This is a genomic window from Allosphingosinicella sp. (assembly GCF_046295735.1).
Taxonomy (GTDB): domain Bacteria; phylum Pseudomonadota; class Alphaproteobacteria; order Sphingomonadales; family Sphingomonadaceae; genus Allosphingosinicella.
On the sequence record NZ_JBKBMQ010000002.1, the window covers coordinates 178,381 to 198,413 of the forward strand.

The 20,033-nt window shown below is 70.7% G+C and carries 21 protein-coding genes, 2 other RNA genes and 1 pseudogene; 19 read left to right on the forward strand and 5 right to left on the reverse strand.

The annotated features are described in order from the left end of the window. The first annotated feature begins 27 nt into the window (after positions 1 to 27). Positions 28 to 987 (forward strand): threonine ammonia-lyase, encoded by a 960-nt coding sequence (locus ACK4K7_RS03585; RefSeq protein WP_431863828.1) that lies wholly within the window; start codon positions 28 to 30, stop codon positions 985 to 987. After that, positions 984 to 1,154, forward strand: coding sequence for a hypothetical protein (locus tag ACK4K7_RS03590; protein WP_431863829.1), 171 nt, complete (start codon positions 984 to 986; stop codon positions 1,152 to 1,154). The genes ACK4K7_RS03585 and ACK4K7_RS03590 overlap by 4 nt, the downstream gene beginning before the upstream one ends. A 51-nt stretch (positions 1,155 to 1,205) precedes the next feature. Here the strand turns inward: ACK4K7_RS03590 and ACK4K7_RS03595 are convergent, their stop codons facing one another. After that, entirely contained in the window at positions 1,206 to 1,862 is a 657-nt protein-coding gene (locus ACK4K7_RS03595; protein ID WP_431863830.1) for an alpha/beta hydrolase, read from the reverse strand. Positions 1,863 to 1,973: 111 nt separating this feature from the next. On the opposite strand from ACK4K7_RS03595, the gene ACK4K7_RS03600 reads away from it, so the two are divergent. From ACK4K7_RS03600 to ACK4K7_RS03625, 6 genes are all read left to right on the forward strand, one after another. Then, positions 1,974 to 3,038, forward strand: a complete 1,065-nt coding sequence (locus ACK4K7_RS03600; protein WP_431863831.1) for a cysteine desulfurase family protein — start codon at positions 1,974 to 1,976, stop codon at positions 3,036 to 3,038. A 62-nt stretch (positions 3,039 to 3,100) separates the two neighbouring features. Further along, positions 3,101 to 4,228 (forward strand): cysteine desulfurase family protein, encoded by a 1,128-nt coding sequence (locus ACK4K7_RS03605; RefSeq protein ID WP_431863877.1) that lies wholly within the window; start codon positions 3,101 to 3,103, stop codon positions 4,226 to 4,228. Then, positions 4,225 to 4,560: a 2Fe-2S iron-sulfur cluster-binding protein gene (locus ACK4K7_RS03610; protein WP_431863832.1), complete on the forward strand. Its 336-nt coding sequence runs from the start codon at positions 4,225 to 4,227 to the stop codon at positions 4,558 to 4,560. Before ACK4K7_RS03605 ends, ACK4K7_RS03610 begins: the two co-directional genes overlap by 4 nt. Positions 4,561 to 4,674: 114 nt before the next feature. Then, positions 4,675 to 4,770: signal recognition particle sRNA small type (gene ffs, locus ACK4K7_RS03615), an RNA gene on the forward strand. 256 nt (positions 4,771 to 5,026) lie between these two features. Next, positions 5,027 to 6,709, forward strand: a complete 1,683-nt coding sequence (locus ACK4K7_RS03620) for a DNA polymerase III subunit gamma/tau (RefSeq protein ID WP_431863833.1) — start codon at positions 5,027 to 5,029, stop codon at positions 6,707 to 6,709. Continuing rightward, positions 6,709 to 7,032: a YbaB/EbfC family nucleoid-associated protein gene (locus ACK4K7_RS03625; RefSeq protein WP_431863834.1), complete on the forward strand. Its 324-nt coding sequence runs from the start codon at positions 6,709 to 6,711 to the stop codon at positions 7,030 to 7,032. Before ACK4K7_RS03620 ends, ACK4K7_RS03625 begins: the two co-directional genes overlap by 1 nt. A gap of 191 nt (positions 7,033 to 7,223) precedes the next feature. On the opposite strand, the pseudogene mtgA reads toward ACK4K7_RS03625, so the two are convergent. The 3 genes and pseudogenes from mtgA to ACK4K7_RS03640 form a co-directional block, all read right to left on the reverse strand. Then, a pseudogene (gene mtgA, locus ACK4K7_RS03630) lies at positions 7,224 to 7,949 on the reverse strand (monofunctional biosynthetic peptidoglycan transglycosylase); the annotation flags it as partial. 80 nt (positions 7,950 to 8,029) lie between these two features. Beyond that, positions 8,030 to 8,935, reverse strand: coding sequence for an RNA polymerase sigma factor RpoH (gene rpoH / locus ACK4K7_RS03635; RefSeq protein ID WP_431863835.1), 906 nt, complete (start codon positions 8,933 to 8,935; stop codon positions 8,030 to 8,032). Positions 8,936 to 8,997: 62 nt separating this feature from the next. Beyond that, on the reverse strand, positions 8,998 to 9,954 hold the full coding sequence (locus ACK4K7_RS03640) for an RluA family pseudouridine synthase (protein WP_431863836.1): 957 nt from the start codon (positions 9,952 to 9,954) through the stop codon (positions 8,998 to 9,000). Between the two features lie 17 nt (positions 9,955 to 9,971). On the opposite strand from ACK4K7_RS03640, the gene ACK4K7_RS03645 reads away from it, so the two are divergent. The 11 genes from ACK4K7_RS03645 to ACK4K7_RS03695 all read left to right on the forward strand — a co-directional run bounded on the left by ACK4K7_RS03645 (position 9,972) and on the right by ACK4K7_RS03695 (position 18,945). Continuing rightward, complete coding sequence (locus tag ACK4K7_RS03645) at positions 9,972 to 10,412, forward strand: Mov34/MPN/PAD-1 family protein (protein WP_431863837.1); 441 nt, start codon at positions 9,972 to 9,974, stop codon at positions 10,410 to 10,412. Between the two features lie 41 nt (positions 10,413 to 10,453). After that, complete coding sequence (locus tag ACK4K7_RS03650) at positions 10,454 to 11,089, forward strand: histidine phosphotransferase family protein (RefSeq protein WP_431863838.1); 636 nt, start codon at positions 10,454 to 10,456, stop codon at positions 11,087 to 11,089. Between the two features lie 89 nt (positions 11,090 to 11,178). Then, positions 11,179 to 13,521 carry a chemotaxis protein CheA gene (locus tag ACK4K7_RS03655; RefSeq protein ID WP_431863839.1) on the forward strand — a complete coding sequence of 781 codons (2,343 nt, stop codon included), beginning with the start codon at positions 11,179 to 11,181 and terminating at the stop codon, positions 13,519 to 13,521. Beyond that, positions 13,514 to 13,951: a chemotaxis protein CheW gene (locus ACK4K7_RS03660; protein WP_431863841.1), complete on the forward strand. Its 438-nt coding sequence runs from the start codon at positions 13,514 to 13,516 to the stop codon at positions 13,949 to 13,951. The genes ACK4K7_RS03655 and ACK4K7_RS03660 overlap by 8 nt, the downstream gene beginning before the upstream one ends. A 72-nt stretch (positions 13,952 to 14,023) precedes the next feature. Next, on the forward strand, positions 14,024 to 14,389 hold the full coding sequence (locus ACK4K7_RS03665; protein ID WP_431863842.1) for a response regulator: 366 nt from the start codon (positions 14,024 to 14,026) through the stop codon (positions 14,387 to 14,389). Between the two features lie 62 nt (positions 14,390 to 14,451). Further along, positions 14,452 to 15,492 carry a chemotaxis protein CheB gene (locus ACK4K7_RS03670; protein ID WP_431863843.1) on the forward strand — a complete coding sequence of 347 codons (1,041 nt, stop codon included), beginning with the start codon at positions 14,452 to 14,454 and terminating at the stop codon, positions 15,490 to 15,492. Then, entirely contained in the window at positions 15,483 to 16,337 is an 855-nt protein-coding gene (locus tag ACK4K7_RS03675) for a CheR family methyltransferase (protein ID WP_431863844.1), read from the forward strand. The genes ACK4K7_RS03670 and ACK4K7_RS03675 overlap by 10 nt, the downstream gene beginning before the upstream one ends. Before the next feature lie 98 nt (positions 16,338 to 16,435). Continuing rightward, positions 16,436 to 17,131 (forward strand): N-acetylmuramoyl-L-alanine amidase, encoded by a 696-nt coding sequence (locus tag ACK4K7_RS03680; protein WP_431863845.1) that lies wholly within the window; start codon positions 16,436 to 16,438, stop codon positions 17,129 to 17,131. Between the two features lie 6 nt (positions 17,132 to 17,137). Further along, positions 17,138 to 17,518, forward strand: an RNA gene (rnpB, locus tag ACK4K7_RS03685) — RNase P RNA component class A. A gap of 67 nt (positions 17,519 to 17,585) precedes the next feature. Continuing rightward, positions 17,586 to 18,122, forward strand: coding sequence for a J domain-containing protein (locus tag ACK4K7_RS03690; protein ID WP_431863846.1), 537 nt, complete (start codon positions 17,586 to 17,588; stop codon positions 18,120 to 18,122). A 10-nt stretch (positions 18,123 to 18,132) separates the two neighbouring features. Then, on the forward strand, positions 18,133 to 18,945 hold the full coding sequence (locus ACK4K7_RS03695) for an alpha/beta hydrolase (protein WP_431863847.1): 813 nt from the start codon (positions 18,133 to 18,135) through the stop codon (positions 18,943 to 18,945). 49 nt (positions 18,946 to 18,994) lie between these two features. Here ACK4K7_RS03695 and ACK4K7_RS03700 read toward each other — a convergent pair whose 3' ends face one another. Then, positions 18,995 to 19,696 carry a hypothetical protein gene (locus tag ACK4K7_RS03700; protein ID WP_431863848.1) on the reverse strand — a complete coding sequence of 234 codons (702 nt, stop codon included), beginning with the start codon at positions 19,694 to 19,696 and terminating at the stop codon, positions 18,995 to 18,997. Between the last annotated feature and the right edge of the window lie 337 nt (positions 19,697 to 20,033).

Sequence of the window (20,033 nt, forward strand, 5' to 3'; positions counted from 1 at the left end):
TTCCCACGAGTTTCCAGAGGGTTGACGATGAAGAGACAAGCGACGGCGGACGGTGTCGCAGCTGCGGCGAAGCGCTTGGAAGGCGTCGTGACTCGCACGCCGCTGCTCCCGCTGGACCATGGCGGCGGCCGCGTCTGGGTGAAGGCCGAATGCCTGCAGCGGGGCGGGAGCTTCAAATATCGCGGCGCCTCCAACCGGCTGCTGCGGCTGACGGAGGCGGAGCGGCGGGCCGGTGTCGTCGCCTTTTCGTCCGGCAACCATGCCCAGGGCGTGGCGCTCGCCGCCGCCCGGCTCGGCATCGCCGCGGCGATCGTTATGCCCGCCGACGCGCCAGGCGTGAAGGTGGAGGCGACCCGCGCGGCGGGCGCCGAAATCCGTTTCTACGACCGCGCCCGCGAGAGCCGTGAGGAGATCGCCGCCCGCCTCGCCGCCGAGCGCGCCGCCGTGCTCGTCCCCTCGTTCGACGATGTCGACGTGATCGAGGGGCAGGGAAGCGTGGGCGTCGAGATCGCGGCGCAGCTCGGCGGCGCGCCGGACCGGGTGATCGTCCCCTGCGGCGGCGGCGGCCTTTCCGCCGGCATCGCGCTCGCCCTTCCCGGCAGCGCGGTCGTCACCGCCGAACCGGAGGGGTGGGACGACATGGCCCGCTCTCTGGAGGCGGGCGAGATCCTGCCGGTCGCCGAGCCCGCTCCCGTCACCCGCTGCGACGCGCTCCAGACCAAGCGCGTGTCCGAGCTCACCTTCGCTCCGCTGCGCGCCGCCGGCGCCCGCGGCGTGGCGGTGAGCGAGGCGGAAGTGGCGGCGGCGGTCGCCTTCGCGGCCCGGCACCTGCGCATCGTCGCCGAACCCGGCGGCGCGGCCGCGCTCGCCGCCTTCCTCGCCGGCAAGGCGGGTCCGGCGGGCGAGCGGACCGTGGTCGTCGTCTCGGGCGGGAATGTCGATCCGGGGCTTTACGCGCAACTGATCGGCGGGAGGATCGCGCCATGAACGAGGGCCTGGGCGCGACCCTGCTGTCGATCACCACCATCGCCGCCTTCCTGCTGGCGGCGGGCGGCATCTATCTGATCGTGAAGGGCAACGAACGCGGCAAGGGCGTGCTGATGATCGTCGCCGCGGCCGTCGCGATGGCGAACGTCGCCATCTGGTCGATCTGAGCGCCTAAATCCCTCCCCCATGGGGGGAGGGTAGGGTGGGGGGAGCGGCCCTCACTTGATCGGGCAGGAGGGATCCAGCCGGAAGTCCAGATATTCGTCCACCGCCCGCATCAGCTCGGTCATTTCGTTCTGGAAGAAATGGTTCGCGCCGGGGATGGTGGTGTGGTGGATGGTGATGTGCCGCTGCGTCCTCAGCTTGTCGACCAGCTTCTGGACGGCGATCGGAGTCACCACCTCGTCCGCCTCGCCCTGGATGATCACGCCCGAGGACGGGCAGGGGGCGAGGAAGGAGAAATCGTACATGTTCGCGGGCGGCGCGATCGAGATGAAGCCGCGCACCTCCGGCCGCCGCATCAGCAACTGCATGCCGATCCAGGCGCCGAAGCTCACCCCGGCGATCCAGGTCGATTCCGCCTCGGGATGGATCTGCTGCACCCAGTCGAGCGCCGACGCGGCGTCGGACAATTCGCCGATGCCGTTGTCGAACACGCCCTGGCTCTTGCCGACGCCGCGGAAATTGAACCGCAGGGTCGCGAAGCCGCGCCGCACGAAGGTCTTGTAGAGCTGCTGCACGATGGCGTTGTTCATCGTCCCCCCGGCCTGCGGGTGGGGGTGGAGAATCATCGCGACCGGCGCGCGGGGGCGGGGGCCGGGGCTGAAACGGCCTTCGAGACGGCCGTCGGGGCCTGGAAAAATGACTTCGGGCATTGCACCTGCGCTTGAGGTTGCTTCAAAGGAACGCGCCGGCCGCATGGCCGCGCGTGGCTGCGCCCTATATAGGTAAGCTGCCGCGCTTCGCAATTTGAAAGGAAGGCACCGGTGGCCGGCCGTATCTATCTCGACCATGCATCGACCACGCCGATCCTGCCGCGGGCGGCGGCGGCGATCGCCGAGGCCTGCGCGCAATGGGCCAATCCCTCCTCGCCCCATGCCGAAGGCCGCGCCGCCCGCGCAGCGATGGAGGATGCCCGCCGCCGGATCGGCGCGGCGCTGGGCTTCCAGGGCACGATTCTCTTCACCTCGGGCGCGACCGAGGCGCTGTCGCTGGCGCTGGAGCGCGCCAGGGCCGGTCCCCGCCTGGTCTCGGCGATGGAGCATCCCGCGGTGCTGCGCGGCGCGCCGGGCGCGCGCCGCATCGCCGCCGCGCCGGACGGGACGGTGGACCTCGCCGATCTCGACGCCGCGCTCCAGGGCGCCGAGCGGCCGCTGGTCGCGGTCCAGTCGGTCAACAACGAAACCGGCATCCTCCAGCCGCTGGAGTCGGTGGCGGCGCGGGTGCGGGCGGCCGGCGGCCTCCTGCTCGCCGATTGCGCGCAGAGCGCCGGCAAGCTGCCGCTCCCCGACGCCGATTTCCTGGTCGTCGCCGCCCACAAGCTCGGCGGGCCGCCGGGCATCGGCGCCCTGCTGGTGAAGGATCCGGCGGCGCTGGACGCGATCGGCGGGCAGGAGGGCGGCTATCGCCCCGGCACCCCGGCGGTGCCGATGATCATGGGCTTCGCCGCCGCTCTCGAGGCGGACCATGGCTGGTATGCCGGGGCCGAAGGGCTGCGCGCCCGGCTCGACGCGGGCATCCGCGCCGCGGGCGGGGAGATCGTCGGCGGCGAATCCCCGCGCATCGCCACCATCTCGGCCTATCGCATGCCGGGCGTCCCCGGCGCCGCGCAGATGATGCAGTTCGATCTGGCCGGCATCGCCGTCTCGGCCGGTTCCGCCTGCTCGTCGGGCAGCCTCAAGACGAGCCACGTCCTCATGGAGATGGGCTGGCCCGAGGAAGCGGCGCGCGAAGTCATCCGCGTCAGCTTCGGCCCGGACACGCGCGAATCCGACATCGACGCGCTGCTCGCCCAATGGCGCACCCTGTTTGACCGGCGCCGGGCGGCGTGAGCGCGCCGGCCTATTTCGACTATCAGGCGACGACGCCGCTCGCGCCCGAAGCGGCGGCGGCGATGCGCCCCTGGCTCGAGACGCGGTTCGGCAATCCCCACAGCCCCCACCGGCTCGGCCGCGAAGCCGCCGCCGCCGTCGAAGTCGCGCGGGACCAGGTCCTCGCCGCCCTGCATTGCCCCCTCCCTGGACCCAGGGAGGGGCCGGGGGTGGGTACGCCTCCGGAAAAGCCATCAACCGGAGCACCCGCGGGCCGCCTCTATTTCACCTCCGGCGCCACCGAAGCCGCCAATTGGGCGCTGAAGGGCGCCGCCGCCCGCCTGCCGGAAGGCCGCCGGCGCATCGTCGCCCTCGCCACCGAACATGCCTGCGTGCTCGACACGGTCCACTGGCTGGGCGGACAGGGGTTCGACGTGGACATCCTGCCCGTCGAACCCGACGGCCTCGTCGATCTCGACCTCGCCGCGCGCAGGATCGACGGGCGCACCGGCCTCGTCGCCGCCATGCTGGTCAACAACGAGATCGGGGTGATCCAGCCGGTGGCGGAGCTCGGCGCCATCGCCCGCGCGGCCGGCGCGCTGTTCTTCTGCGACGCCGTCCAGGGGCTCGGCCGGGTGCCGGTGCCGCTCGGCGCCTGCGACATGGTCGCGGTCTCCGCCCACAAGGTCCATGGACCCAAGGGGATCGGCGCGCTGTGGATCGCGGACGGCGTGGCGATCGATCCGCTGCTCCACGGCGGCGGCCAGGAAGGCGGCATCCGCTCCGGCACCCTGTCGCCGGCTTTGTGCGCCGGCTTCGGCGCCGCGGCGCGGCTGCTGGTGGAGCGGGCGGAAGCGGACCGCGCCCATGTCGCGCGGCTGTGGGAGATCGCCCGCGGGCTCACCCGGGACTGGTCGCTGAACGGCTCGGAAACGGCGCGCTACCGGGGCAATCTCAACATCCGCCGCGAAGGCCTCGATTCGGCCCGCCTGATCTCGGAGCTGCGCGACGTCGCCTTGTCCGCGGGCTCGGCCTGCGCCAGCGGTTCGGGCCGCGCCAGCCACGTCCTCGCCGCGCTCGGCCTTCCGGACCGCGCCGCCCGGGCCTCGCTCCGCATCGGCTTCGGCCGCTACACGCGGGAGGAGGAGCTGCGCGCCGCGCTCGGGCGCATCGCCGAGGCGGCGGCGCGCCAGCGGAGCTTCGCGGCATGATCCGAATCCGCTTCCTCTCCGCGGACGGCGACCATGCGACCGAGATCGACGCCGCGCCGGGCGCCCGCCTCCTCGACGTGGCCCAGGCGGCCGGCCAGCCGCTCGAAGGCACGTGCGAGGGCCAGATGGCCTGCTCGACCTGCCACGTCATCGTCGCGGCGGACGATTTCGGCCGGCTTCCGCCCGCCAGCGAGGAGGAAGAGGACATGCTCGACCTCGCCGCCAACGTCACCCGCTGCTCGCGCCTCTCCTGCCAGATCTGGCTCGGCGACGATCATGACGGCCTCACCGTCCGCATGCCCGGCGCGTCGCGCAACATGCAGGGGCGATGACCGCGGCCCGTGTCGGGCTTCGGGTGGTGCCATGGACAGCCATTCTCACCACCGTTGGTCGGCAAACGACCTCCGTTGAGCTTGCCTAATCGCCGCGGCTCGCCCATATGGCGCGCGGGAGTCGGGCGGACGGAATCGTCGCCAACCCGGTCAGGTCCGGAAGGAAGCAGCCGTAACGATATCGTTCCGGGTCGTTCCGGCTCCCACCCCAAACCCTCTGCCGCCTTCGCTCCGCGCGAACCATTTTCCTACAGCTCCCCGCTTTGCCATAATGGCCGAACCGCGCGACGTTTCCCGAGTCGCGGGACGCGCCGGTGCCGACCGACGCGTCACTGAAAACAAAAGGGAATTCGCCGCGATATGCCGCACCTTCGTCACCTTTGGCGGCGCCCCGCGGCCCGCTTGTTCCGGCGCGGGGCGGCGGGCGCGGCTGGCGCGCGCGGCGGCGCTGATCTAGGCTTGGCCGATGTCCTCCGAATCCCCTGAACCCGCCGACGATCCCGGCCCCGGCCTCGGCCTCGACGTGCCGCCGCAGCCGGCGCGCGCGGCCGAACCGGCTCAGCCCTACCGCGTCCTCGCCCGCAAATACCGGCCGCAAAGCTTCGATCAGCTGATCGGCCAGGACGCGATGGTGACGACGCTCGCCAACGCGATCCGGCGCGACCGGCTCGCCCATGCCTTCCTGCTGACCGGCGTGCGCGGGGTCGGCAAGACCTCGACCGCCCGGCTGATCGCCAAGGCGCTGAACTGCGTCGGGCCGGACGGGCAGGGCGGCCCGACCATCGATCCATGCGGCGTCTGCGAGCCGTGCCGCGCCATCGCCGAGGGGCGCCACATCGACGTCGTCGAAATGGACGCCGCCTCCCACACCGGCGTCGACGACGTGCGCGAGATCATCGAGGCGGTGCGCTACGCCGCCGTGTCGGCGCGCTACAAGGTCTACATCATCGACGAAGTCCACATGCTGTCGAAGAACGCGTTCAACGCGCTGCTGAAGACGCTGGAGGAGCCGCCCGCCCATGTGAAGTTCCTGTTCGCCACGACCGAGGTGAACAAGGTGCCGATCACCGTCCTGTCGCGCTGCCAGCGGTTCGACTTGAGGCGCATCTCGGCCGAGCAGCTCGCCGCCCACTTCGCCCATGTCGCCGAAGCGGAAGGGGTGGAGGTGGAGCCGGAGGCCCTCGCCCTGATCGCCCGGGCGGCCGAAGGCTCGGCGCGCGACGGCCTGTCGATCCTCGACCAGGCGATCGCCCATGGCGCCGGCGGCGTCTCGGCCGATCAGGTGCGGATGATGCTCGGCCTGTCCGATCGCGGCGCGGTGCGGCGGCTGCTCGCCTTGCTGCTCGCCGGCGACGCGCCCGGCGCGCTCGCCGCGGTGCGCGACCAATATGATCTGGGAGTGGAGCCCGCGGCGATGCTGCGCGGCCTTCTGGAGGCGGTGCACGGCATCACCCGCGTCAAGGTCGGCGGCACGAGCGATCCGGCCCAGTCGGAGGAGGAGCGGGAGGCCTATGCCGACTGGGCGAGCCGGCTCGGCTTCGCCGCCGTCCACCGGCTGTGGCAGCTGCTGCTGAAAGGGCTGTCGGAAGTCCATTCCGCGCCGATGCCGCTCGAGGCGGCGGAGATGGCGCTGCTGCGCGTTATCCATGCCGCCGACCTGCCCGATCCGAGCCAGCTCGCCGAGCGGCTGGGAGGCGGTGCGGTCGCCGTCCCCGCGAGCGGCGGCGGCGCCGGCGGCGCGCCCGCCCCGGCGGGCGGTCCCGCGGCGCTGCTGAAGGCGCCGGCCGACTTTCCGGGGCTGGTCGATCTCCTCGCCCGCAACGGCAAGCCGCACCTCGCCCAGCAGCTTCACGATTATGTCGGCCTCGTCCGCTACGCCCCCCCGGAGCTGGTGGTGCGGCCGTCGAAGCCCTTGCCCGGCGAGTTCGCGCGCGATCTCGCGGCTTCGCTCAAGGCGCTGACCGGGGAGAACTGGCAGGTCGCCGCGTCGGACGAGCCGGCGGCCCCCTCGCTGCTTGACCAGGAGCGCGATGCCGCCGAACAGGTCCGCCTGTCGGTGCTCGAATCGCCGCTCGTCAAGGCGGCGTTCGACGCCTTTCCCGAAGCCGAGCTGGCCGGCTTCACCAGACACGAACAACGGAGCGCCTGATGCAGAATCTCGACGACCTGATGAAGATGGCGCAGGAGGCCCAGAACAAGCTCCTGCAGGCCCAGGAGGATCTCGACAAGGTGGAGGTCGAGGGCGTGTCCGGCGGCGGCCTCGTCAAGGTGCGCGCGTCCGCCAAGGGGCGGGTGATCGGCGTCGCCATCGACGACAGCCTGCTCGCCCCGTCCGAAAAGCAGATGCTGGAGGATCTGATCGCCGCCGCCTTCAACGACGCCCGCGGCAAGGCCGACGTCGCCGCGCAGGAAAGCATGCGCTCGGTGACCGGCGGCCTCCAGCTCCCGCCCGGCTTCAAGATGCCGTTCTAGGAGACGGGTTCGGGCTCGGGCTGCGGGCTGGGTTCCGCGGCCGGCGGCGGCGGGGCCGGGGGCGTCTGGACCGGCGCCTCATATTCCTCGCCCGGCAGCGGCTCCGCCTTGGGCGCGGCCTTGGGCTGCGCTTTCGGCCGCGCCTTGGGCTCCGGCCGGTCCGCCGCCGCCCGGGCCGGCGCGCCTTCGTAGACGCAGGCGTCGAGGCCGTCGCGCTGCACCGCCGCCATCCGCGCCGCGATCATGTTGCCGTAACGGCGGGTGAAGCCGGTCGGCGCCACCGCCTCGCGGCGCTTGGGCAGCGGGAACACCGCCGCGATCCGCGCCGCCTCCTGCCGGCTGAGCGACGAGGCGTCCTTGCCGAAATAGCGCTGCGCCCCTGCATTGACGCCATAGGTGGCGATGCCGGTCTCGGCGATGTTGAGATAGACCTCCATGATCCGCCGCTTGCCCCAGATGTTCTCGATGAGGAGCGTGAACCAGGCCTCCAGCCCCTTGCGGAAATAGCCGCCGCCCTGCCACAGGAAGGCGTTCTTCGCGGTCTGCTGGGAAATGGTGGAGCCGCCGCGGATCACCGATCCGCCTTTGGCGTTGCGGCGCATCGCTTCCTCGATCGCCTGGGTGTCGAAGCCGCCATGCTGGCAGAACTTGCCGTCCTCCCCGGCGATCACCGCCCGCACCATGTCGCGGTCGATCTCCTCGATCGGCATCCACGTCTTGGAGATGCTGCGCCCCTCCATCATGTCGCCGACCATGGTGAGGGTGATCGGTGGATTGACGAAGCGGTAGGCGACCACCCAGAGCAGGCTCAGGATCACGAACAGGAACGCCGCCTTGACGATCCAGCCGAAGATGCGGCCGGGGATCGAGCGGCGGGGCGCGGCGCGGCGTGAACGGGGTCGGGTCGAACGGGCCATGCGGCGGCACTAGAGCAGGCGGCGGCCGCGCTCCAGACCCCGCCGCCGCGATCGTGCCACGGCGGCGGGGCGGAAGCGGATCAGCCGGACGGCAGCAGGCGGCGCTCGCCCGCGAGGTTCATCAGCGCCTTCTGCAGCTTCTCGAACGCGCGCACCTCGATCTGCCGGATGCGCTCGCGGCTCACGTCGTAGACCTGCGACAGCTCCTCGAGCGTCTTGGGATCGTCCGACAGCCGCCGTTCGGTGAGGATGTGGCGCTCGCGGTCGTTGAGGGCGTTCATCGCCTCGATCAGCAACTCGTGGCGCACCTTCGATTCCTCGGCATCGGCGACGCGCTCGTCCTGCAGCGGATCGGTGTCGACCAGCCAGTCCTGCCAGGTGCCTTCGCCTTCCTCGCGCAGCGGCACGTTGAGCGAGGTGTCCCCGCCCATCGCCATCCGCCGGTTCATCGAGATGACGTCCTCCTCGGATACGCCGAGGTCGGTGGCGATCTTGGTCACGTCCTCGGGCTTGAGGTCGCCGTCCTCGAACGCCTCGATGCGGTTCTTCATCCGCCGGAGGTTGAAGAACAGCTTCTTCTGCGCGGCGGTGGTGCCCATCTTCACCAGCGACCAGCTGCGCAGGATGAATTCCTGGATCGAGGCGCGGATCCACCACATCGCATAGGTGGCGAGGCGGAAGCCCCTTTCCGGCTCGAACTTCTTCACGCCCTGCATCAGGCCGATATTCCCTTCCGAGATCAGCTCGGACACGGGCAGACCATAGCCGCGATAGCCCATCGCGATCTTCGCGACGAGCCGCAGGTGCGAGTTGACCAGCTTCGCCGCCGCCTCGGTGTCCTGATGCTCGGTCCAGCGCTTGGCGAGCATATATTCCTCCTCCGGAGAGAGGATGGGAAACTTCTTGATCTCGGCGAGGTAGCGGTTGAGACCCGCTTCGCCTCCGGTGGCGGGGATCGTCGCCGGGACCTTGTTACCGCTTGCCATGATGACTTCTCACATTCTCCCTGGCGCACCGCACGTTATCCACCGTGCCGGCACTTTGGTTTCTATACGGTAAGCGCCCCGAACAGTTCCTGAATATCGGACGGGAGGGCGCTTTTGAAGGACAAGTTTCGTTTCGAGACCGGGTGGACGAATCCCAGCTCGGCAGCATGCAGCGCCTGCCTTCGGAAATCCAATTGATTGAGCAAATTACGGTGAGTGAGCCGGCCTCTTCCATAGACCGGATCGCCGAGCAGCGGGTGGCCGATGGAGGTCATGTGCACCCGCACCTGGTGGGTGCGCCCCGTCTCGAGCCGGCATTCGACCATGGCGGCGTCGCGCAGCGGCTGAACCAGGCGATAATGGGTGACGGCGCGCTTGCCGCGGTCTTCCGCCACGATCGCCATCTTCTGCCGGTTGGCGGCGGAGCGGGCGAGCGCCGCGTCGACGGTACCGGCCGGCGGGTTGGGGATGCCGGCCACGATGGCGAGATAGAGCCGGTGCATGCTGTGCCGCTTGAACTGCGCGGCGAGTCCTTCATGCGCGACATCGGTCTTGGCGACCACCAGCAGGCCCGACGTGTCCTTGTCGATGCGGTGGACGATGCCCGGCCGCGCCACGCCGCCGATGCCGGACAGCCGGCCGGCGCAATGGTGGAGAAGCGCGTTGACCAGCGTCCCGTCCGGATTGCCGGCGGCCGGGTGGACGACCATTCCGGCCGGTTTGTCGACGACGAGCAGATGTTCGTCCTCGAACACGATGTCGAGTGCGATGTCCTGCGCGATATTGTGCGCCGGCTCCGGCGCGGGGACGCGCACCTCATAGGCGCCGCCGCCGACCGCCTTGGTCGCCGGATCCCGCACCGGTCCGCCGGCCGGGCCGATCACCGCGCCCGAGGAGATGAGCGCTTTCAGCCGTTCGCGCGACAGGGTCGGCAGCGCGGCGGCAAGCGCGCGGTCGATCCGCCAGCCATCGGCATCGCTTGCGACGGTCGCGCGAATGATGTCAGTCCCCCCGGTCATCTTCGATGGATGTGGCGATGCCCGTAACGATATCAAGGTCGCTTCTCGACCGCCTCGTGGCGGCGGCCGGTGCCGCCGCTGGCGAGGAGATTTGCGGCTTGCTGGTCGGGCGCGAGGGAGCGATCGAGGAGGCCTGGCCGGTCGCCAACGCGGCGCCCGATCCGCGCACCGGCTTCCTGCTCGATCCCGAAGCTCATCTCGCCGCCGCCCGCCGCGCCAGGGCGGAGGGCAGGGCGATCCTGGGTCATTTTCATTCGCATCCCAGTGGCGACCTCACTCCGTCCGCCGCGGATGCGGCGCTTGCGGGAGAGGAGGGGCGGCTGTGGCTGATTCTGGGCGCGGAGAATGCCCGGCTGTGGATCAGCCGGCGCGGCGGCCCCGTTCAGGGCGCCTTCCTGCCTGCCCGCCTTGAAATCCGCGCCGAACGCCTTGAAACCGCGCCTTCTTCGGCCCAATAGGGGCGCTCAGAGGAAGCAAGAGCGACAGGGGCACCGGCGGCATGAAATCCCATGAATTTGCGAGCCTTCTCTGCTCGCGCCTGTGTCACGACCTGCTGTCCCCCGTCGGCGCGCTCAACAACGGCATCGAATTGCTCGCCGACGAGCATGATCCGGAAATGCGCGCCCGCTGCCTCGATCTTCTGGGCGAGAGCGCCCGTGCGTCCGCCAACAAGCTCAAATTCTTCCGGCTCGCCTTCGGCGCCGCCGGCGGCTTCGGCGACGAGGTCGACACGCGCGAGGCCCGGGTCGCGATCGAAGGCCTGTTCGGCGGCGATGGCCGTATCCAGCTCGGCTGGATGGTCGACGAACCGACGATGAGCAAATCGGGGCTGAAGGTGCTGCTCAACCTCGTCCTGATCGCGGGCGACGCGCTGGTGCGCGGCGGACGGCTCGATGTCGGCGCGGAGAAGCATGCCGGGGGGCTCGACATCGTCGTTCGCGCCGACGGCAGCCGCATCGTGCTGGATCCGGAGCTGAAGCGCGCGCTGGTCGGCGAAAGCCATGAGGAGGAGATCGCGCCCCGCGCCGCCGCGGCGTGGCTCGCCCACTGCCTCGTCAGCGAGGCGGGCGGGCAGATCCAGGTCGCCGATGCCGAAGAAGGGGTGGTGCTGTTCGGCGCCTCGCTTCCCTCCTGAAGATGCGCGCCGTCCCGCGCGGCCGGTAAAGCATCCCTTTACCATTTGCTCCCCATAACCCGGCCGTAGCCGGCATTGGGCGGGGAGCCATGGACGATCTCATTCAGGACTTCATCGCCGAGACGCGCGAGATGCTGCAGGCCATTTCCGGTGCGCTGGTCGCCTGGGAGGCCGCGCCCGACGACGGCGCGCGCTTCGACGAGATCTTCCGCTTCGTCCACACCGTGAAGGGCAATTGCGGCTTCTTCGATCTGCCGCGCCTGTCCGCGCTCAGCCACGCCGCGGAGGACGTGCTCGCCGACGTGCGCGCCGGCCGCCGCGCCCCCGATCGCGCGCTGGTCAGCGCGGTGCTCGGCGTCATCGACCGCATCGGCGAACTCGTGGAGGCGCTGGACAGCGGCGCGAGCCTGCCCGACGGCGAGGACGCCCGCCTGATCGCCGCCTTGAGCCGGGACGGCGCGCCGCTCGACGAACCCCGCTCCGCCGCCGCGGCGCCGCAAGGCGCGGCGCGGCCGATCCGCACGGTCCGCCTTCCGGTCGAGCTGCTCGACCGGATCATGAACGGCGTGTCCGACGCGGTGCTCGCGCGGAACGAGCTTGCCCGCCGCCTGCGCGAGGCGCCCGCCGGCGCCGCGGTGGACGAGGCGTTCGAGCGCGTGTCCGCCTGCCTCGCCGACATTCGGGATGCCGTGACGCGCACCCGCATGCAGCGGATCGAAAGCCTGTTCGCCACCTTGCCCCGGATGGTGCGCGACCTCGCGGCCGAAATCGGCAAGGAAGCGACACTGCGGATGGACGGCGGCGACGTCGAGCTCGACCGCGAGATGATCGAGATGGTCCGCGATCCGCTGACCCACATCATCCGCAATGCCCTTGACCACGGGATCGAATCGCCCGCGGACCGCGAACGGCTCGGCAAGCCCCGCGCAGGCCGTCTGTCGGTCTGCGCACGCCAGTCGGGCAACCAGATCCTGATCGAAATTTGCGACGACGGCCGCGGCATCGATGGAGACCGGCTGGTCCGCCGCGCCGTCGAAGCGGGGCTCGTCACGCCGGAGCGGGCGGCGCAGCTGTCGCCGTCCCAACGGACCGCTTTGATCTTCGAGCCGGGCCTGTCCACCGCCGGCCAGGTCACGGCCATTTCCGGGCGCGGCGTAGGCATGGACGTGGTGCGGGCCAATGTGGAACGGATCGGAGGCGTCGTGGACGTCGAGAGCCGGGCCGGCTCGGGCGTGCGGCTCAACATCCGCGTGCCGATGACGCTCACCATCATTCCGGCGCTGACGGTGGCGGCGGCGGGGCAGGTCTATGCCGTCCCGCGCTCGGCGATCGACGAGATTCTCCGCGCCGACGGCCGCTCGGTCCGGATCGAGGCGCTTGGCGGCGCCCGCGTCGCCACGGTCCGCGGCCGGCGCATGCCGCTGGTCCTGCTCTCGGAGCTGCTCGGCGGTTCGGCCGGCGAGCCGCGCAACGTCATTCTCGTGAAGCCCGCCGGCGGCGAAGCCTATGCGCTCGCCGTGGACGGCGTGCACGACCATGAGGAGCTGGTGGTGAAGCCCGCCGCGCCCGCCGTGCTCGCCGCCGGCCTCTACGCCGGGACCACGCTGGCCGAGGATGGCCGGCCGGTGCTGCTGCTCGATCCGTCGGGCGTCGCCAGCGTTGCCGGCCTCGCCAGTGCGGAAGCCGAGCCCGAGCCTGAGGCGGAGGCGGCTCCCGCCGGCGAGACCTTCCAGGCTTTGCTCTTCCGCGGCCTTGACGGCGCCGCCCGCGCCGTCCGCCTGCCGGTGGTGGAGCGGATCGAGGACGTGGACGCCGCCGCCGTTCGCCACAGTGCCGGTCGGCTTCGCGTGGCGCTGGGCGGAAGCCTGCTGCCGCTCGCTGGCTGCGACGCGCCGCCGGGCGCGGGCAAGCTGCGCCTCCTGCGCCTCACGGACGGCGCGGCCGAACTCGCTTATGCGTTCGGCGACGTCATCGACATCCGTGCCGTTCCCGCCGACTTCCGCCGCTCCGCCGCGGCGGGCGAAATCGCCGGCGTCGCTCTGATCGACGGAGAACCGGTCGAGCTGATCGATCCCTATTGGCTGTTCGCCGCCCACGGAGGCACGGCCGCCGGCGCGGGTTCCACCGCCGCCGGCCCGGTCTGCGCGCTGCCGGCCGGCGATCCCTGGATCGAGGCGATCCTGCGCCCGATGATCGAGGGCCTCGGCTATCGGGTCGTCGATTCCGAAGAGGGAGTCTCGGCCGATCTCGTCATCGTCGGCGACGACGGCGGCGCTTCGACGGTGCCGCCGGCAGCGGGGGGCGAAGTGCTTCGCCTGCGCGCCCGCCCCGAGCCTTCGGGGGACAACGACAACAGCATCTACCGCTACGACCGCGACGCGCTCCTCAGCGCCCTGACCCGCGGCAAGGCAAGGAGTGGCGACAATGGCTGATCTCTTCCTCATCGTCCGCTTGTGCGGCGCGCGCGTCGCGGTGCCCGCGGGCGAGGTGGATTCGGTCGTGGAGATCGAGGCGCTGACGCCGGTGCCGCGCGCCGCGCCGCACGTCGCGGGCCTGGCCGCCTTGCGCAGCCGCGTGCTAACCGTGATCGACGCTCAGGCGAGCCTCGGCCTCGGCGCCGCCGTCCGGCCCTCGGCGCGCGACGCGGTCGCGATCCCCTGCGACGGGCACCTCTATGCGATTCTTGTCGAGGAAGTGGAGGATGTGGTGGCGCCGCCGGCGCCCCCGGTGCCGCTCCGGGCGCCGCTCGCTCCCGGCTGGGACCGGGTCGGCACCGGCATGGTGGAGGTCGACGGCGATCTTCTCCTCGTCGTCGATCCGCGGGCGCTGATCGCCGGGCCGCAGGCCCAGGCGGCGGCGTGACGCGGATTAATCCTCTAATTACCTGTCGGCTTTAGGCTCGCGCAGGCCTCGTGTTCAGATGGAGTGGTGCGTATGAGAAGCTGCCTTGTGGTCGACGATAGCAAGGTGATCCGCAAGGTCGCCCGGCACATCCTTGAGACGCTGAACTTCTCGGTCGACGAAGCGGAAGACGGGCGCGAGGCGCTGAGCCGCTGCGAGGCCCGCATGCCGGACGTCGTCCTGCTCGACTGGAACATGCCGGTGATGAGCGGAATGGAATTCCTGCGCACGCTGCGCCAAAGCGAGCATGAGCGCCAGCCCAAGGTCGTTTTCTGCACGACGGAGAACGATCTCGCCCATATCCGCGCCGCCATCGAAGCCGGCGCCGACGAATATGTGATGAAGCCGTTCGACCGCGAAACGCTTCACTCCAAGCTCCAGATCGTCGGGGTGGCGTGACCCTGGCGGCCGCGACGTCCAGCGGCCGGCCGTCCCCGGGCGGGGCAGGCGGCGCGCCCGCCGTGCGTCCGATCCGTCTGATGATCGTCGACGATTCGGCGATCGCCCGCGCGGTGCTGTCGCGCATGGTCGCGTCCCATCGCGACCTGGAAGTCGTCGCCCTCGCCGGAAGCGCCGCGGAAGCGATCGACGCACTGGCGAGCGTGGACGTCGACATCGTGCTCCTCGACCTCGAAATGCCGGGCAGCACCGGGCTCGAGGCCATGCCCGAGATCATCCGCCGCAGCCGCGGCGCCCGCATCCTCATCGTCTCCTCCGCCTGCGAGGAGGGCGCCCGCGCGTCGCTCCAGGCGCTGTCGCTCGGCGCGGCGGACACGCTGTCGAAGCCGGGGACGGGGCTGTTCGGCGGCCGTTTCTCGGACGTGCTCGCCGACAAGTTGCGGCGGATCGGGCGGGCGCACCGCCCGGCCGATTTATCGGATAACGTCGCCGTTCGGCTGCGCGCCATGCCGGACGCGAAGCCGGGCTGCATCGCCGTCGCTGCGTCGACCGGCGGCTTGCTGGCGCTCAACGCCTTCCTCGCGGCCCTGCCGCTCAAGAGCGGCCTTCCGATCCTAATCACCCAGCATCTTCCGGCGCTGTTCATGCCCTTCTTCGCCCGCCAGATCGAAGCCGCCGCCCGCCGGCCGGTGCGGATCGCCGAAGACGGGGACCTGCTTGTCGCCGACGAGTTGCTGGTCGCGCCGGGCAACGCCCATCTGAAGGTCGAACGGACGGGCTCGCGGGTGCGGGCGCGCCTGTGCCGCCGGCCGGCGCCGTCCGGCTGCCTTCCCTCCGCCGATCCGATGTTCGACGGCCTCGCCGAAGCCTTCGGGCCGGGCGGCGTCGCGGTGTTGTTGAGCGGCATGGGCCGCGACGGGCTGATCGGCGCGACCCGGCTTGCCGAAGGCGGCGGCGCGGTCCTCGCGCAGGACCGCTCAACTTCGGCGGTGTGGGGCATGCCGCGTGCGGTCGCGGAGGCGGGCATCGCCTGCGCCGTGCTGCCGCCGGCCGCGCTCGCCCGCCGCATCGTCGCTCATTCGGAAGGCGCACAGTGGAACTGATCGACGCGCCTTCGCGCATCCTCGCCGGCCTTCTCGAGTCGCGCACCGGCCAGCAGCTTTCGCTCAGCCGCCGCTGGCGCATCGAGACGGCGCTCGGCCCGCTGATGCGGGAGCGGGGGCTCGCTTCGCTCGATCAGCTGGCCACCGAAGTGGCGCTCGGTCGCGATCCCCGGCTCTCGGAGCGGATCGTCGAGGCTTTGCTCAACAACGAAACCTATTTCTTCCGCGACAAGGCGCCGTTCGACCAGCTCTTCGCCGGCGCGCTGAAGCGGATCGAGCGTGGCCGCGCCCGCGAGAAGCGCCTCTCCATCTGGTGCGCCGGCTGCTCCACCGGGCAGGAGGCCTGGTCGCTCGCCATCGCCTTCGCCGAGGAGAAGCTGCGCTGGCAGGGCTGGACGATCGACATCGTCGGGACCGACATCTCCCGCGCCGCGATCGACCGCGCCCGCGAGGGCCTCTATTCGCAGTTCGAGATCCAGCGCGGCCTGCCGGTTCGCCAGATGATGACTTGGTTCGGCGAGGAGGGGGGCGAATGGCGCGTCTCGGTCGGCTTGCGCCCCACCGTGCGCTTCGAAGTCCGCAGCCTGATGGAGCATCCGCCCGCGCCGGGCCGCTTCGACGTCATCCTGTGCCGCAACGTTCTCCTCTATTTCTCCGGCGAGACGCGCCGTACCGTCTTCGCGCGGCTGGCCCAGGCGATCGCGCCCGACGGCTGCCTGATGCTCGGCGCGGGCGAGACCGTGATCGGCCAGACCGACGCCTTCGCCTCCGATCCCGACAATCGCGGCCTCTACCTGCCGGCGGCGGCAGGAGAGGGGCCGGCGCTCAGGGCGCGCAGCGCCTGACCTGCCGCCTCCGCGGTCGCCGCGCCTCGGCGCGAACGGCGAACGCATGCGCGAATGCGGGCTTGACGCCGTTCCGCTTTTGAAGCGGGATGCGGCGAATGAGCGAGATGATCGACTGCCCCTCGCCGAACCATGATGCGCGCGATCAGCCGATATCCATGGTCGTCCTCCATTATACCGGAATGGAGAATGCCGCCGTCGCGATCGAGCGGCTGCGCGATCCGGAAGCGCGCGTCTCCTGCCACTATCTGATCGGCGAGGACGGCCAAGTCGTCCGCATGGTGCCGGAGGACCGGCGCGCCTGGCATGCGGGGCGTTCCTATTGGCGGGGCGTGCGCGAGGTGAATGCGGCCTCGATCGGGATCGAACTCGTCAATCCCGGGCATGAGTTCGGCTACCGCCCGTTCCCGGAGGAGCAGATGCGCGCTCTGCTGCCGCTCCTCGCCGACATCGTCGACCGCTACGACATTCCGCGCGCCAATATCGTCGGCCATTCGGACGTCGCGCCGTCGCGCAAGATCGATCCGGGCGAACTGTTCGACTGGGGGCGGCTCGCCAAGCACGGCCTCGCCTTGCCGCGCCCCACCCGCAACCTCGTCGATCCGCTTTGGACCGACGGAGGCTTCCTGCTCGCGCTCGAACGCTTCGGCTACGACGTGTCGAGCCCGAAGGACGCGGTGTCCGCGTTCCAGCGCCGGTTCCGGCCGGAACAGGTGGACGGCGAGATCGAGGGGGAGTGCCGCGCCATCCTGCTGCAACTCCTCTTGGACCGCGAGCGCGGACATACTAGATAGGCCGGGCCAGAGGATCGGACGGCCGCGGCACGCCTTGGCGGGTCGAGGAAAGTCCGGGCTCCACGGAAACCACGGTGCCGGGTAACGCCCGGCGGGGGCGACCCCAGGGACAGTGCAACAGAAAGCAGGTCGCCGGACCTTCGGGGCGGTGACGTTGAAAGGGTGGGGTAAGAGCCCACCGCGCCTCCGGCAACGGCAGGCGGCACGGTAAACCCCACCGGGAGCAAGACCGAATAGGGGCGGCGCGGAGCCTTCGGGCTCCAGGGCAAGGTTCCGGCCCAGTCGCCCGGGTTGGTTGCAGGAGGGGCGGAGCGATCCGTCTCCCAGATGAATGGCCGTCCAGCCCTTCGGGGTGGACAGAACCCGGCTTACAGATCCTCTGGCCTTTTCCCCGGACTCCGCTTTCGCGCCGCGAGGGGTGGCGGTGGCGGCGTCTCCTTTCTATCTGGAAGCTATGGCGAAGCAGGGCAGATCGAACGATTGGGGGTTTCCGCGCTGGCGCGGCTATGGCGCGTCGCGCGAGGCGCAGCAGGTGAGGCTGTGCGACCGCCACGGCTGCACCGAACCCGGCGACCGTCCCGCGCCCAAATCGCCCAATAGCCCGGAGCGCTGGTATTTCTGCGAGCGCCACGCCGCCGAATATAACCGCAACTGGAACTACTTCGAAGGCCTCTCGGCCGAGGACGCGGCCGCCCGCGAGCAGGCCGAGCGGCGCGATGCCGGCGGTTTCGCCGAGGCGAGCCATTATGGCTGGGGCGGTCCGGGCGATGGCAGCCGCAGCCGCGACGAGATGCGCGCGCTCGACGTGCTCGAGCTCGACTCCGACGCCGATTTCGAAGAGGTGCGCGGTGCCTATCGCCGGCTCGCCAAGGAGAACCACCCGGATCTGGCCCCCGGGGATGCCGGCGCGGCGGCCCGCTTCCAGGCGGTGCAGGCCGCCTATGAGGTGTTGAGGAAGGCGGAAGAGCGTCGCGGTCAGCTTTCGCCCTGATCCATCGGCGATGCTGAAGCTCCTCCTCATTCCGCTGCTTCTCTATGCCGCGGTCGCCGCCGCCATCTTCTTCGCGCAGACCGCGCTGCTCTTTCCCGCCCGGCTGGTCGGACAGGCTCCGGCGCCGCCGGGCTCCGACGCCTGGGAACTGGCGACGCATTCGGGCGACACGCTGCGCGGCATCCACGTCGCGCCGTCGGCGCCCTCGGGGGAGCGCCTGCTGGTGCTGGGGTTCGGCGGCAACGGGTGGAACGCGGCCGGCGCGGCCCAATATCTGAGCGATCTCTATCCCGAGGCGCATGTCGTCGCCTTCCACTATCGCGGCTATGGGTCGAGCGACGGCAGCCCCGGCGCCGCGGCGCTGCAGGCGGACGCGCTTCTGGTCCACGATCTGGCGGTGGAGCGGATCGCGCCCGATCGGACGATCGCCACCGGCTTCTCGATCGGCAGCGGGGTCGCGGCCCATCTCGCGGGCCGGCGGCCGCTCGACGGCCTCGTCCTGGTGACGCCGTTCGATTCGCTGACGGAAGTGGCCGCCGGTCAATATCCCTGGCTGCCCGTGCGGCTGCTCTTCCGGCACCGCATGGAGCCGGCGGCGGACCTTGCCGATGCGCGCACGCCCGTCGTCCTGATCGCGGCCGAGGGGGACCAGCTGATCCCCGCCGCCCGGACCGAGGCGCTCGCCCGCGCGGTTCCGAACCTCGCCGGCCACCATGTGGTGCCGATGGCGGACCACAATTCCATCTACCAGCACCCGGTCTTCCGCGGCCTCATGCGCGAGGCGCCGGCCCGCCTGCGCGCGGCGGAGGGCCGGCGCGGCTGACTCGCCCCCGGACGGGGACTCGATGCGGCCGCGCCGAGACCCCGCGTCGTCAAACCGCCGGATCCCAGAAGAGGGCGAGGGCGATCCCGGCGGCGATCACCGCTTCGCGGACGCGTGGGTCGCGCGGGGCGTAGATCGTCCGCGCCCCGTTCAGGTTGACCGCGCCGATTTCCCGTCCGTCCTGCGCGAACATGTAGCCGATCGCGTGCGGAGCGGGCAGGCCGCCGCCCTGATCGCGGTGGATCGACCGCACCTCGATCTCCTCGCCCTCGAAGTACAGGATGCCGCGGCGTTCCGAGCGGCCGTGAACCGTGCCGAACGCGCTCTTCGGATCCTCCAGCACCAGTTCGGCCGCGGTCGGCCGACCGTCGCGGGCGAAGCCGCAGGAAAAGCGCAGCCGGTCCGGCGTGACGGCGATGTTGCCGATAGTCACCTCGCGCTCGACGAAGCGGCAGCGGCCCGCCAGATCGCCGGACGCGCCGGCGAGCCGAAAGCTGCCTCCGCCGCTGTTGCGCACGAGCAGCGGATCGAAAATGCCGAGCCGCTCGGCCGAGCGGGTGAAGCTGCCCGGCGCCCCCTCCAGATCGAACGACCCGCGCGTGCCGCCGCCGATGCCGCGCAGGCGCAGCGGCTCCGATGCCGCGGTCAGGTCGCCCGGCATGGCGATATGGGCTTCGCGAATACCGCAGCCCCCCAGCAACAGCGCCGCCGCGGCGGCGGCCGTCAACATTCCCCGATTGGTCTTCATCATCTGTCTCCCTGACACTTTCGCCTCCTGTCCCCGCGAACGGCGCCGCCTTAGGAGCGGCAGGGCTGTCGCCGTTCTTAACGGAGGCGTTATGATCCGTTCAGGATGATGGTCGGGAGGAGCCAAGCATCTGAAGCGCCGCTGCTTCTTTGGACGGACGTGCCCGGAAAATAATTTTCTGAGGCTCCGCGGGCGCTCGCCGCAACAGAGATGTTTCCTACTTGTTCTCTGCGAACAAAGTATGTACATCTCCAATCCCGCGTTGAACCGGCGGCGCGGAGGCTCTAACGGGAGGCTTGGCCATGGTGGCATCACTCAAAGTCGTTTCCGACAGGAACAA